The organism is Pseudarthrobacter phenanthrenivorans (assembly GCF_036455295.1).
GTDB lineage: Bacteria > Actinomycetota > Actinomycetes > Actinomycetales > Micrococcaceae > Arthrobacter > Arthrobacter phenanthrenivorans_C.
Genome location: NZ_JAYXNX010000001.1, coordinates 210655 through 223987, shown reverse-complemented (window position 1 = coordinate 223987; position 13333 = coordinate 210655). Strand labels below are relative to the sequence as shown.

Annotated in this window: 15 protein-coding genes; 7 read left to right on the top strand and 8 right to left on the bottom strand. The window is 67.6% G+C overall.

Annotated features, from left to right (window positions below; translation table 11 throughout):
- Positions 1–41: 41 nt before the first annotated feature.
- The 3 genes from VXJ37_RS01055 to VXJ37_RS01045 form a co-directional block, all read right to left on the bottom strand.
- Complete coding sequence (locus VXJ37_RS01055) at positions 42–1328, bottom strand: ABC transporter permease (RefSeq protein ID WP_331321223.1); 1287 nt, start codon at positions 1326–1328, stop codon at positions 42–44.
- Entirely contained in the window at positions 1325–2023 is a 699-nt protein-coding gene (locus VXJ37_RS01050) for an ABC transporter ATP-binding protein (RefSeq protein WP_331321222.1), read from the bottom strand. Before VXJ37_RS01050 ends, VXJ37_RS01055 begins: the two co-directional genes overlap by 4 nt.
- Before the next feature lie 70 nt (positions 2024–2093).
- Complete coding sequence (locus tag VXJ37_RS01045; protein ID WP_331321221.1) at positions 2094–2684, bottom strand: TetR/AcrR family transcriptional regulator; 591 nt, start codon at positions 2682–2684, stop codon at positions 2094–2096.
- A gap of 125 nt (positions 2685–2809) precedes the next feature.
- Here VXJ37_RS01045 and VXJ37_RS01040 point away from each other — a divergent pair, with 125 nt between their 5' ends.
- From VXJ37_RS01040 to VXJ37_RS01015, 6 genes are all read left to right on the top strand, one after another.
- Positions 2810–4354 carry an MDR family MFS transporter gene (locus VXJ37_RS01040; protein WP_331321220.1) on the top strand — a complete coding sequence of 515 codons (1545 nt, stop codon included), beginning with the start codon at positions 2810–2812 and terminating at the stop codon, positions 4352–4354.
- A gap of 15 nt (positions 4355–4369) precedes the next feature.
- On the top strand, positions 4370–4954 hold the full coding sequence (locus tag VXJ37_RS01035) for a hypothetical protein (RefSeq protein ID WP_331321219.1): 585 nt from the start codon (positions 4370–4372) through the stop codon (positions 4952–4954).
- A 77-nt stretch (positions 4955–5031) separates the two neighbouring features.
- On the top strand, positions 5032–5913 hold the full coding sequence (locus tag VXJ37_RS01030; RefSeq protein WP_331321469.1) for an aldo/keto reductase: 882 nt from the start codon (positions 5032–5034) through the stop codon (positions 5911–5913).
- A gap of 9 nt (positions 5914–5922) precedes the next feature.
- Entirely contained in the window at positions 5923–6951 is a 1029-nt protein-coding gene (locus VXJ37_RS01025) for an aldo/keto reductase (RefSeq protein ID WP_331321218.1), read from the top strand.
- A gap of 47 nt (positions 6952–6998) precedes the next feature.
- Positions 6999–7826, top strand: a complete 828-nt coding sequence (locus VXJ37_RS01020) for an oxidoreductase (protein ID WP_331321217.1) — start codon at positions 6999–7001, stop codon at positions 7824–7826.
- Between the two features lie 137 nt (positions 7827–7963).
- Positions 7964–8398, top strand: coding sequence for a hypothetical protein (locus VXJ37_RS01015; protein WP_331321216.1), 435 nt, complete (start codon positions 7964–7966; stop codon positions 8396–8398).
- Positions 8399–8570: 172 nt separating this feature from the next.
- Here the strand turns inward: VXJ37_RS01015 and VXJ37_RS01010 are convergent, their stop codons facing one another.
- From VXJ37_RS01010 to VXJ37_RS00995, 4 genes are read right to left on the bottom strand one after another with little or no spacing between them, the layout of a single operon-like run.
- A complete protein-coding gene (locus VXJ37_RS01010; protein WP_331321215.1) occupies positions 8571–9938 on the bottom strand; it encodes an FAD-dependent oxidoreductase in 1368 nt (455 codons plus the stop codon).
- A gap of 12 nt (positions 9939–9950) precedes the next feature.
- Positions 9951–10361 carry an arsenate reductase ArsC gene (locus VXJ37_RS01005; RefSeq protein WP_331321214.1) on the bottom strand — a complete coding sequence of 137 codons (411 nt, stop codon included), beginning with the start codon at positions 10359–10361 and terminating at the stop codon, positions 9951–9953.
- Entirely contained in the window at positions 10358–11059 is a 702-nt protein-coding gene (locus tag VXJ37_RS01000) for an aquaporin (RefSeq protein ID WP_331321213.1), read from the bottom strand. Before VXJ37_RS01000 ends, VXJ37_RS01005 begins: the two co-directional genes overlap by 4 nt.
- Positions 11056–11406 carry a metalloregulator ArsR/SmtB family transcription factor gene (locus tag VXJ37_RS00995; protein WP_331321212.1) on the bottom strand — a complete coding sequence of 117 codons (351 nt, stop codon included), beginning with the start codon at positions 11404–11406 and terminating at the stop codon, positions 11056–11058. Before VXJ37_RS00995 ends, VXJ37_RS01000 begins: the two co-directional genes overlap by 4 nt.
- Positions 11407–11548: 142 nt before the next feature.
- Here VXJ37_RS00995 and map point away from each other — a divergent pair, with 142 nt between their 5' ends.
- The gene (gene map / locus VXJ37_RS00990; RefSeq protein ID WP_331321211.1) at positions 11549–12322 is read left to right on the top strand and encodes a type I methionyl aminopeptidase; all 774 of its coding nucleotides are present in this window, start codon (positions 11549–11551) and stop codon (positions 12320–12322) included.
- Positions 12323–12380: 58 nt separating this feature from the next.
- Here the strand turns inward: map and VXJ37_RS00985 are convergent, their stop codons facing one another.
- The gene (locus VXJ37_RS00985; protein WP_331321210.1) at positions 12381–13280 is read right to left on the bottom strand and encodes an SGNH/GDSL hydrolase family protein; all 900 of its coding nucleotides are present in this window, start codon (positions 13278–13280) and stop codon (positions 12381–12383) included.
- Positions 13281–13333: the final 53 nt, after the last annotated feature.

The window sequence follows — 13333 nt, the reverse complement described above, 5'->3', positions numbered from 1 at the left end:
CAGGAGCGGGTACTGCCAGTGCCTCCGGGGGCCGGCGTCGCCTATTCGTAGCGGAGGGAGTCGATCGGGTTTTGACGGGCAGCGCGCCATGCCGGAAGCGTTCCGGCGATGAACGCGATGGCCATTACCAGGACGATGACCACCGCAACGGATCCAGGGGCGAAGCTCAGGATCTGCAGGCCGGCCAGGTCGCTCAGGGGGCCGCGGGCCAGGGCGTGGCTGACCACGGTACCCAGGGCTATGGCGGCGCCGGACCCAATCAGGCTGCCGAGCAGGCCGATGAACGCGGCCTCGGTGCTGAAGAGGGCAAAGACCGATCCGCTGCCCATGCCCATGGCCTTCATCAACCCGATCTCGCGGGTGCGTTCCTGCACGGACATCAGCAGGGTGTTCACGATGCCGAACCCAGCGGCCACCAGGGCGATGACCGCGAACGCATCGAGGACGCCGATGATGCCGTTGATGACGGTCTTCACGGTCCCGATCCGGTCATCAAGTGTTTGCGCCGTGTAGCCCGCCGCGGAGAGCTGGCTCTTCATCCCGGATATCTGCGAGTCCGATGAGGGGGCGAAGGTGGCGGTGGCCGCGGTGTACACCGGGGTGGAGCTGGCGGGGGTCCCGGTGGCCTGGGCCTGGGTGAGGGCGGTGGAGAGCGCCTTGTTGATGAACGCCCCGCCCGAGCTGAGGAGCGCGCTTTGTTCGATGCCGTTGATTCTGGCAGTCACGGTCCGCATGGTGCCCGTGGCGTCCGGGATGCCGATGGTTGCGTCCTGGCCCACCGCCTGGGCGCTGTCACTGAACCCCAAGGGGGCCACGTAGCTTGAGGGAAGGATGATCTGCGGCGCTGGGGACCCGTCGTCGAGGTTCTGGCCCGCGTCCAACTGCGGCTGGGCACCCGCCAGCACACTCACGGACAGCTGGTACTTGTCCTGGTTGTTCCACTGGATGTAGGCCGTATTCAGCCGCGTGACCGGGGAGACCCCTGTGATTCCGGGGACGGCCCCGATTTTGTCCAGGTCGGCCTGGGTGAGGGCCACCTGGGTGGAGCCCGGGCGGCCGCCGCCGGCGAGCACCTTGGTGTTGGGGTCGTACTTCTGCGGTCCGGAGCCCAGGCCGGAGCCGGTGTCGGTCCTGGTTACCGTGAAGGCATTGCTTGCCCCGACGGCTGCCACCTGGCTGTCGATGTAATTGGAGATTCCCGTGCCCAGCCCGTTGGTGATGGTGAGGGTGAAGGCCCCGACGAAGATGGCCAGCACCGTCAGGGTGGTGCGCAGCTTGCTGCGGAAGCTGTTGGTGATGGCGGTTTTCAGGGTTTCCAGCGGTTTCATGCCGCGTGCTCCTCGTCGGTGGTGATGAGCTGCCCGTCCCGGATGTAGACGCGGCGGTTGAAGCGGGCGGCAAGGTCGTGGTCGTGCGTGACCGTGATCAGGGTGATTCCGTGGTTTTGGTTGAGGTCGAAGAGGATGTCCTCCACGATGCGGCCCGTGGCGGAATCAAGGTTCCCGGTCGGTTCGTCGGCGAAGAGAACGCGCGGGTTGTTGGCAAGCGCGCGGGCGATGACCACGCGCTGCTTCTGGCCGCCGGAGAGGTTCCCGGCCTTGTTGCGCGCCTTGTCCGCCAGCTCCAGCTGTTCCAGGACGGCCATGCCGCGGGTCCGGCGTTCCCGGGCGCCCATGCCGGCGATCTTCAGCGGAAGCACCACATTGTCCAGCACGGTGGTGGAGTGGTTGAGGAAGAACTGCTGGAAGACGAAACCGAACATCTGGTTGCGCAGGGCGTTCAGCTTGCGCCCGCTCAGGCTTCGGGCATCGGTTCCCTCCACCTGGACGGAGCCGCTGCCCGGGGTGTCCAGGAGCGCCAGCAGGTGCATGAGGGTTGACTTGCCGGACCCGCTTTTACCCACGATTGCCACGGAGTCACCGCGGTCAATCTCCAGGGAAACACCCCGGAGGGCGTCAAAGCGGTCGGGGCCGCGGCCGTAGGTTTTTGTCAGGTCGCGGGTGGACAGGATCGGCACAGGCATTTGGAGTTCCCATCAGGAATTACGGAAGCGGGACGTGCGGGACGGTGAGGGGAGTGAAATTGTGGCGTTCTCAAAATCCGGGCGGGAGCAGGCCGGCAGAGATGCGTGCCGCCGCTTCAAGGATCTCGTCCTCATCGGCGTCGATGTCCCTGGCGGCCAGGCCCAGCATGTTGATGGTGAGCAGCGCGAAACGGACCCGCAGGCGGTCCTCCACGCCGGCCCCGGGCGGTGTGACGATGGAGAACAGCTCGGACACCGCCGCCGCCATTCCGCCGTGCTGGCCGGGTTCGGACTTGATGTCCCTGAGCAGCCGGTAGTTCGAGCCCAGGAAGCGGAACATGCGCAGGCCCTGGGCCTGGACAATCCCGGTCCACCGGGCAATGACGGTGCGCCGCAGCTCCGGTCCTGGTTCCTGGGTGCGCGCCCATTCCAGCAGGTCGGTGATCTGCGAGCGCATGGCCTCCATCAGGGCGCGGAGGATGTCTTCCTTGCTTTTGAAGTGGTAGTACAGGGCCGCTTTGGTGAAGCCTAGTTCCTCGGCGATCTGGCGCATCGACGTCGATTCGTAGCCCTGTTCGGCGAACAGGCGCAGGGCAACGGCCTGGATGTTTTCGCGGGTCCCGCCCTCAGCGGGGGCGGGGGCATCACTGGTGGATCCCATGTGTTTGCATTCCTTTCGGTCCGGCGTGCCAGCGCGCTGCTCTTGCTAACTAACCGGCCGGTAAGTACCATACTAACCGCGCGGTAAGTGAACCCCAAACCAAGAATCGCTAGGACGAAATTCGCATGACAGACCAGGACGCCGGGCAGGCCAGGCTCTCACCCCGGCAAATCATCACGGCAATGAGCGGACTGGTCATCGCCATGCTGCTGGCCCAGCTGGACAACATGATCGTGGCTCCGGCGCTGCCCACCATCGTGGGCGAACTGGGCGGAATGGACCACCTCGCCTGGGTCACCACCGGGTACGTCCTGGCCTCGACGGTGGCCACGCCCATCTGGGGCAAGCTCGGCGATATTTTCGGGCACCGCCGCACCTTCATGGCCTCGATCGTGGTCTTCCTGGCCGGTTCCGCCCTCTGCGGATTAAGCCAGGACATGACCGAACTCATCGGGTTCCGGGCCTTCCAGGGCCTGGGTGCCGGCGGCCTGATGGTGGGCATCATGGCGGCGATCGGGCTGATGGTGCCGCCGCGGGAGCGCGGCAAGTACCAGGGCATCATGATGGCCGTCATGCCCCTGGCCATGATTGGCGGCCCGCTGCTGGGTGGTTTCATCACCGACAACGCCTCCTGGCGCTGGGCGTTCTACGTCAACCTTCCCCTGGGCCTCCTTTCCCTGGTGGTCTGCTGGTTCACCCTCAAGCTGCCCCGCCGGGAGCGGACCGCCAAGGTCCGCATCGACTGGTGGGGATCCGCCGTCCTGACGGCCTGGATCACGGCCCTGGTACTGATGCTCAGCTGGGGCGGAAGCCAGTACGACTGGAACTCCCCGGAAATCATCGGCCTTGGCGCCGTGGCCGCCGTCGGCCTGGTGCTCTTCCTCTTCATCGAACGGCGGGCGGCGGAGCCCGTCATTCCGCTGCGCCTGTTCAGCAGCCGGAACTTCTCGCTCGCCAACTCGCTGGGCTTCATCGTTGGCTTCGCGATGTTCGGCGGCATCACGTTCCTGCCCCAGTTCCAGCAGTACGTCCAGGGCCAGTCGGCCACCAGCAGCGGCCTGCTCCTGATGCCAATGATGATTGCTGCCATGGTGGTGTCGCTGAGCGGCGGCCTGCTGGTCAGCCGGACAGGCCACTACAGGGCACTGCCCATCATCGGGTCGGCACTGATGGCCACGGGGCTGTTCCTGTTCTCCACCATGGGCCTTGACACTCCCGCCTGGCAGTCCGGCGTCTACATGGCAGTCCTTGGGGCAGGCATGGGCTGCATGATGCAGACCACCAACCTCATCGCCCAGAACAGCGTCCACATCCGTGACATCGGTGCCGCCACCGGCACCACCACCTTCGCCCGCAACATGGGCGGTTCCCTGGGAATCTCGGTCCTGGGCTCGATCTACGCAGGCCGGCTTTCCGACGCCATGGGCGGCGGCGGGCTGCACCAGAGCGGACAGATCACCCCGGCGGCGCTCCAGTCCCTCCCGCAGGCGGTCCGGGACCTGTTCAAGACTGCTGTGACCGACGGAATCCAGTCCGTCTTCTTCTGGGCGTCCCTGGTGGCCGCGGCCGGCTTTGTCCTGGCCCTGTTCATCCGTCACGTCCCGCTGCGCGGGCATGCACCCTCTCCTGCCACAGCGGCCGAACAGACGGCTGAAGAACTTGCTGTCTGACGGTAAGGTGGCCGGGTGATCGCTGCCGTAGCCGGAGCGGCCGCACTGGCCGCGTTGCCTTCCGTCCGTGACCCTTCATGGTCTGTGGGGCCGCACTTTGTCGGGCTCAAAATTGGGCTGGTCCTCCTGGCCATCCTGTTGGTCCTGCGTGTCCGCAGGCGGATCCTGGTGCGGCTCCGGGGTCTGGGGTGGCGCCGGACGGCCATCGCCAGCGGCGCTGCGGCAGTGCTGTTCTACGCCGTCTGGATCTTCTATCTGAGCGGCACCATGCCGTCCGTGACGGTGGCCTACAACTGGAGCACGGCGTGGCTCGCCCTGGACGGATTCGAAGCCCTCGCGGCATTGCTGACGGCGGTCTTCCTCTTCAGGGGCAGCATTTATGCGGCGCTTACCGCGGCCGCGTTCTCAACGAGCCTGTGCATCGATGCGCTCTTCGACGTGACAACCGCCGCCCAGGGGGCGCCGCTGGTTACGGCCATCCTGGAAGCTGCCCTGGTTGAGCTGCCCTTCGCCGCCATTTCCGGGATGCTGGCCATCAAGCTCCTCACGGCGGGCAGGCCACAGCAGGGTGCACCATCCACAGAAAGCCGCAGCGCCTGAACCACCGCCGGCCTCCAAGGGGGCCCTGGCAAGCCCTCCCATAAACCCCCGTGCCCGCATAGCGTGAAGGCATGGATATGGAACTCAAACTCAACAACGGCGTCACCATGCCCGCGCTCGGCCTGGGCGTTTTCCAGAGTCCGCCGGAAGAGACGACGGCGGCGGTCCAGACAGCGCTCGAGGTGGGCTACCGGCACATCGACACCGCCGCCGCGTACGGCAACGAGCGCGAGGTGGGCGAAGGGATCCGCCGCTCCGCCCTGGACCGGTCCGAGGTGTTCATCGAAACGAAGGTCTGGGTCAGCGACTATGGCTATGACGAGGCCCTGCATGCGTGGGACAAGGCCGTGGGCAAGCTGGGCGTGGAGCAGCTGGACCTGCTCATCCTGCACCAGCCCGCGCCGGACCGGTTCGACAAGACGGTTGCGGCATACAAGGCCCTGGAGACCCTGCTCAAGGACGGACGGGTGCGGGCTATCGGCGTCAGCAACTTCATGCCGCACCACCTGCAGCAGCTCCTTGCGGAAACCAGCATTGTCCCGGCAGTCAACCAGATCGAACTGCACCCCTATTTCCAGCAGGCGGCTGTCCAGACGATTGATGAAGACCACGGCATCCTCACCCAGGCGTGGTCGCCGATCGGCGGCATCACCTTCTACCCGGGCTGGGGCGAGAACCGGAAGAACGTCATGCGGGACCCGGCGATTGCCGCCGTCGCGCAGGCCCACGGCAAGACGCCGGCCCAGGTGATGCTGCGCTGGCACCTGCAGCAGGGCCGCTCCGCCATCCCCAAGTCCACCAACCCGGCACGGATCGCGGAGAACTTCGACGTCTTCGACTTCGAACTCACCGCCGCCGAGCTCACGGCCATCGACGCCCTGGACAGCGGCGTCCGCAGCGGCCCGGACCCGGATGTGGCCCGCCCCGAGCGGTTCGCCATGGTCATCCCGGAAGCCTAAGGAGAAGCAATGGAATACCGCCCGCTTGGCCGCACCGGCGTCAAAGTCAGCCCCCTCTGCCTCGGCGCCATGATGTTCGGCCCGTGGGGCAACGACGACCGGGCCGACGCCACCCGCATCATCCACCGCGCCCTGGATGCCGGCATCAACGTCATCGACACCGCGGACGTCTACTCCGGCGGGGTCTCGGAGGAGATCGTGGGCGAGGCGCTCGCCGGGAAGCGCGACGACGTCTTCCTGGCCACCAAGTTCTTCATGCCCATGGACGAGGGGGACCCGAACCAGCGCGGCGGCTCCCGCCGCTGGATCATCCGCGAGGTGGAGAACTCGCTGCGCCGGCTGAACACGGACTACATCGACCTCTACCAGGTGCACCGCCCCAGCCCGGACACCGACGTGGAGGAAACGCTCGGCGCGCTCACCGACCTGGTCCGCCAGGGCAAGGTGCGCTACATCGGCTCCTCGTCCTACTCCGGCTCGCAGATCGTGGAGGCACAGTGGGCGTCCCGCGAACGCAACCTGGAGCGGTTCGTCACGGAGCAACCGCCGTACTCCATCCTGACCCGCGGCATCGAGGAGGACGTCCTTCCCACGGTCCAGCGCCACGGAATGGGCACCCTCACGTACAGCCCGCTGGCCGGCGGCTGGCTTTCCGGGCGGTGGCGGAAGGACTCCGCGTCCCGGCCCGCCTCGAGCGCGCGGCCCAGCGCCCGGTTCGACATGAGCCAGCCAGCCAACCAGCGCAAGCTGGACATCGTGGAGGAGCTGGCGCAGGTGGCCGAATGGGCCGGGGTCACGCTCATCGAAATGGCCATCGCGTTCGTGATCAACCACCCCGGCGTCACCTCGGCCATTGTGGGCCCGCGCACCATGGAGCAGCTGGAGTCCTACCTGCCCGCCGCCAACACCGTCCTGGCGCCCGAGGTCCTGGACCGCATCGACCAGCTGGTGGCCCCCGGCGTCACGGTCAACCCGGACGACAACAGCTACGGCGCCCACGAACTGACAGCCCACGCACGACGGCGGCAGCGGGCTTAGGCGCCCGCCGTCGCCTGCTTCCCACTCCCCCACGAAAGGAAATACCCATGGCAACGTGGCTCATCACAGGCTGCTCCACCGGACTTGGCCGCGCACTCGCTGAAGCCGTGCTCGCGTCCGGCCACAACGCCGTCGTCACCGCCCGGAAGGTGGAGACCGTCCAGGACATCACCGCCGGCTTCCCGGACACTGCCCTGGCGCTCCCGCTCGACGTCACGGACAAGGCGCAGATCAGCGCGGCGGTGAAGCAGGCGGAAGAGAAGTTCGGCAGCATCGACGTGCTGGTGAACAACGCCGGCTACGGCTACCGGGCCGCCGTGGAGGAAGCGGACGACGCCGACATCCGCCGCCTCTTCGACACCAACTTCTTCGGCGCGGTGGACATGATCAAGGCGGTGCTGCCGGGCATGCGCGCCGGCAAGGCCGGATCCATCCTGAACATCTCGTCCATCGGCGCCCGGATCACCCCGGCCGGTTCCGGCTACTACGCGGCCACCAAGGCAGCGCTGGAGGGCATGTCCGGTTCGCTGCGCAACGAGCTGAAGCCGCTGGGCATCAACGTCACCGCCATTGAACCGGGCGGCTTCCGCACCGACTTCGCGGGCCGCTCGCTCACCCAGTCAGCCACCGCGATCGGGGACTACGCGGACACGGCCGGCAAGCGCCGCAAGGAACACGACACGGCGCACGGCAACCAGCCCGGGGACCCGGACAAGGCAGCCAGGGCGATTCTCGCCGTCGTCGAATCCCCCAACCCGCCGGCCCTGCTGGTCCTGGGGACCGATGCGTTCGGTGCCTTCGGCATGGTGGCGGACGCGCAGCGCGCCGAGCTGGAACAGTGGCAGGAGCTCAGCACGGGCACCGACATCGACTAGGCCCCTGAGGTCCGGACGGCACGCCGGCCAGGCTGGTCGGCAAGGCATCAAATTCGGGTAGCCAATACCCATGACATGGCGGCCCCCTGGTGCGAGAGTGGATTCCTAACGTTCCATCAGTCGCTGGAGGAACCGGCATGGCAGCAAAACGGCGCCGCTCAGGAGGCAAGGGCGGCGGCACTCTGGGGTGTGCCCCCTTCCTCGTCCTCATTGTCATCGCCCTCATCATCCAATACTGGTGGGTCCTGCTCATTGCCGTGGGCGCGGTTGCCGTGACCGTGGCGCTTGTCCGCTCCGCGAATGCCCCGGCACGGCCAGCCAGGGTTCCCCCGCCGCGGCCGCAACCCGCGGTGGCTCCGCCCCGTCCGGTCCTCGGCGGTGACGACCTGACAGCCCACGTGCGCGCGGCCAAACGGGCGGGCCGCGTACGCGAGCTGCAGGAGTGGGACTACGAGTGGATCCGGCTGAGCCACCCCGGAAAGAGCCTGCACGAAGTCAACAGCATCGCGAACACCCATTTCGCGCGGGGCCGCTCCATCGGAATCAACTCCGGGGACCCGTCACTGCCCTGAAGTCCCGGCGGGCGGCCATGGTGTCCCCGCGGCCACGGCTTAGCGACGCGCAAATGCATTTTCGCGGCGCACATTCCACAGCGAAGCCGACATTTGCGCAGCGCAGCGGAGGATGCGCGTCGGGGACGAACCGGCGCATCGCCGGCCGCACCCGGCACCCCTCAGCCCCGCGCTACGGGTTCACCGACTCGCTGGTGCGGCCGTGCTGCAGTCCGGTGGGGAACCCGATGGTCACGGAAACCGGCGCCGGGGCGGAGCAGCAGGCGTCTGCGGCAGCGTCACCAGCCTCCTCGGGAATGCTCGTGGAGCACACCCCTGTTTCCGGCAGTTCGAGTTCGACGGCGTCCGCGGCTTCGGTGTCGCCGGCCAGGGCGGCGGCGATGGAGCGTACCTGCTCGTACCCGGTGGCCATGAGGAACGTAGGCGCGCGGCCGTAGGACTTCATCCCGGCCAGGTAGAAATCCTTTTCCGGCTGCTCGAGGATCCGTGCGCCGTGGGCCGGGACCGTGCCGCAGCTGTGGAAGTCCGGGTCGATCAGCGGGCCCAAAGCCTTGGGGGCGTCCACCGCGGGGTCCAGGTCCAGCCGCAGCTCCGAGAGCATGGCCAGGTCCGGCCGGAATCCGGTGGCGGGAATGACGCGGTCCACCGATACGGACCGGCCGTCCGCGGCGTGCACGGTGACGGCGTCTGCCTGGGTTTCGAGGGAAGCAGTGTGGAAGTTGGTCAGGAGCTGGACTGCCCCGGTGTCGACGGCGGTGCGGAGCCGGGCCCCGAGCTGGCCGCGGGCGGGCAGTTGGTCGGCGTCTCCCCCGCCATAGGCCCGGGCGGGGGTGGCGGCGAGGATTGCCCACAGGACTTCGGTGCCGGGGTTGGCGCGGGCCACGCGGGCCAGGTCAAGGACCATGTTGGCGGCCGAGTGTCCGGAACCGATGACCAGGGTGCGGTGGCCGGCGAAACCGCCAGCGGAAACGTCCGGCAGCGGACCGGTGACCAGCCCGGCGGCCCGTGCTTCGGCTTCGCCCGGAACCGCCAGCCCGGAGGATCCCAGCGGCGCCGGCGTGCTCCACGTTCCGGAGGTATCGATGACGGCGCGGGCCAGCACCTCGGTGACCTGGCCGCCGTCGTGCCCTATGCGCAGGAGGAACGGGGCACTGTCCCGGCCCTGGCTGCGGCCCTTGTCCATGCCCTGCCGGGTGACGGAGAGAACCCGTGACCCGGTCCTGATCCGGTCCTTGAGTTCGGGTGTGGCGGCCAGCGGCTCCAGGTATTCGGAGACGATCTGGGCGCCGTATGGCAGCGCGGTGGGCCGGGGCGCTTCCCAGCCGTTGCGTTCCAGCAGCCGCACCGAGGCGGGGTCGAGGTTGTATTTCCAGGTGGAGAACACGCGGACGTGCCCCCATTGCCGGATGGCAGCCCCAACGGCCGGGCCGGCCTCGAGGACCAGCGGTTCCAGCCCGCGTTCGAGCAGGTGCGCGGCCGCGGCGAGGCCCACGGGTCCGGCGCCGATCACGGCAACCGGCAGGGAGTCCTTGGATGGCATGGTGTCCGCCTTTCAGCTCTCAACGGGGACAAGGGAGGCGATCAGGGCTTCCACGCGGCCCTTGATCTGGTCGCGGATGGGCCGGACGGACTCCACGCCCTTGCCGGCGGGGTCTTCCAGGACCCAGTCCTCGTAGCGTTTGCCCGGGAAGTACGGGCATTCGTCGCCGCAGCCCATGGTGATCACCACGTCCGAGTCCTTGACGGCCTCCGTGGTGAGGATCTTGGGGATCTCCGCGGACATGTCGATGCCCACCTCGGCCATGGCCTCGACGGCGGCCGGGTTGACCTTGTCCGCAGGCTGGGAGCCCGCGGAGCGGACCTCGATGGCGCCCTTCGAGAGGCTGGTGAGGAACGCGGCGGCCATCTGGGACCGGCCGGCGTTGTGGACGCAGACGAACAGGACGGAGGGCTTCTGGCTCATGAGAGCACCTTTCGGTCAGCGGGGACGACGGCGGGAGTTGCGAGGGTTGGGTAGAGGAACCGGACCAGGAGGTACCCGGAGGCGCCGCCAAGCAGCTGCGCCAGGATGAAGGCCGGGGCCGACAATGGTGCGATGCCGGCAAAGGTGTCCGTGACGGTCCGGGCGATGGTCACCGCGGGGTTGGCGAAACTCGTGGAGCTGGTGAACCAGTATGCGGCCGTGATGTAGCCGCCCACGGCGAACGCCACCCGGTCTGCCCGGCCCGAGCGGACGGTGCCGAAGATGACCACCAGCAGCCCCACGGTGGCGATGACCTCAGCCAGCCAGAGCGCGGGACCGCTGCGTTGGTGGGTGGAGAACGTGACGGCGTCCAGCCCGAACATCAGGTTCGCCGCGACGGTACCGGCCAGGCCGCCCAGGACCTGTGCGGCGATGAGGGCTCCCGCCGTGGTGGTGTCGATCATCCCCAGCGCCCGTTCCACCAGGGTCACCACGGGATTGAACGACGCCGAGACTGGCTGCAGGGCCACAATCAGCGCCACCAGCGCGGCACCCGTGGCGAGGCTGTTCTGCAAAAGCTGCAGCCCGGCGTCGCCCGGGGACAGCCTGGATGCCATGACGCCGGAGCCCACCACGGCCATGACCAGGAACGCGGTGCCGGTGAATTCGGCGGCGGCACGCCGGCCCAGCACGCTCACTGGGCCTGCCCGCCAATCAGTGCGGCCAGGTTCTGCAGCGCCGCGGTCCGGGCGCGGTAGTAGACCCAGACGCCGCGCTTCTCCCGGTCCAGCAGGCCGGCCTCGTGGAGGATCTTCAGGTGGTGGCTAATGGTGGGCTGGGACAGCTCGAAGGCATCGTTGAGGTCGCAGACGCAGGCTTCGCCGCCCTCGCGCGAGGCGACCAGGGACATCAGCCGCAGCCGGACCGGATCCGCCAGCGCCTTCAACAGCGGGGCAATCCCTTCCGCTTCCGCTTCAGACAGGGGTTCCCGGGCCAGAGGGGGACAGCACGCCATAGCTTCAACCGGGGTCAGCTCCAAAGACATAGACACACGTAAATATTTACACCTATCTATGTCCTTGGCAATCCACACATATTCCGCAGTCACGCCCGTTCCTTGCAGCCGCCCATGGAAGGACAAATAGGATGACCCCAACAGCTATCGGCCGGCAGATGAAGGGCACCCCATGATCGAGATCCTGACCCCCGCTGAAGTGGACCGCGCGCGGGAAACCGGTGCACTGGTGGCCAACATCCTGCAGGCGATGAAGAGCCGCGCCACCGTGGGGACCAACCTGCTGGACATCGACCAGTGGACCAAGGAGATGATCACCGAGGCGGGGGCTGAATCCTGCTACGTGGACTACGCGCCGTCGTTCGGCCGCGGCCCTTTCGGCCACTACATCTGCACGGGCGTCAACGATGCCGTGCTGCACGGGCTGCCCCACAACTATGAACTGGCCGACGGGGACCTGCTGACCCTGGACCTCGCCGTCGTCAGGAACGGGGTAGCCGCGGACGCAGCCATCAGCTTCCTGGTAGGGGAATCACGGCCGGCGGAGAGCGTGGCGATGATCGAAACCACCGAACGGGCACTCGCCGCAGGGATCGCCGCCGCCGGTCCGAATGCCAAGATTGGCGACATCTCCTACGCCATCGGCCGCGTCCTCACCGATGCGGGCTACCCCATCAACACGCAGTTCGGCGGCCACGGCATCGGCTCCACCATGCACCAGGACCCGCACGTGCCCAATATGGGACGGCCCGGGCGCGGCTTCAAGCTCCGGCCCGGGCTGCTGCTGGCGCTGGAGCCGTGGATCATGAAGGACACGGCGGAACTGGTGACGGACGACGACGGCTGGACCCTGAGGAGCGCCACCGGCTGCCGGACGGCCCACACGGAGCACACCATCGCCATTACGGAGAACGGCGCCGAGATCCTGACCCTGCCCTCACAGTAGGGGCTATCCAGTCCCTACCGCGGAGCGCCGGCGTGGCGCCTCTTGCCCGTGGGACGGGTCAGCCCTTCGCCAGCTGGGCAGGTTTGATCGCGCTGACCATGGCCGGGTAGTAGCCCTGCGCATACCCGTCATAGGTCGGGTGGAAGTTGAACTGGGCGTAGGGGCCCAGGTTGAACCAGGAGGCGGAGGAACCGATTTCGTGGCCGTTGAACTTGGGGGACACATCCACGAACTGCGCACCGGCGTCCCGTGCCTTGCCTGCCAGGACCGCGTTGAGCTGGTCCGTCCCCTTGTCGAAGACGGCCGCGGCCGCCGCGGACATGACACCACCGCCGGCGGTGACGGTGGTGGATTCCCCGGCCGTCGCAAAGAGTCGGGGGTACCCGAGCCAGGCGATCTTGGCATTGCCTGCGAAGCCGCGGATGGTTCCGACTGTTCCGGCGACATCGACATTGTTGGCGAGGCCAAGTCCGTATGCTGTGGCCGCCTGGCATTCGGTGGCTGTTGGCGACGTATCCGCGGCGCAGGCTGCGATGAGCTGGCCGAAGTTGACGTCGTTTCCGCCGGCCGTGAGGGTCACCAGTCCTGTGGTGCTGTTGAGCGCACCATCAAGGGACGCCTTGGCCGCCTGCTGGGCGATGGTGGGAATACCCGAGGTTGTTGCTCCGACAGTCGCGCCTGCACACGCATAGTCACCGGTGAGGGCCACCGACTGGAGCTGGTCGAACAACGCCACGTCGTCAGGTCCGCCATGCAGGCAGGCCGGGCTGCCGAACGCCGGATTGGCGTCGGCGGTTGGCGCAAAGGAGCCCCAGCCGCTGGAGTAGGAGTCCCCGAGATTGACGTAGTTGACGGGGTTCTGGGCGGCGAAGGCCGGCGTGGATGCCCCTGAGAGGATGAGTGTTGTGGCGGCGGCGAAAGCCGCTGCACTGCGGCGGTAGGCTAAGGGAAACTGCATGATGTACTCCGTACTGTCCTCGAGTAAGCGTGTCTCACGACGCTAGGGCTTGG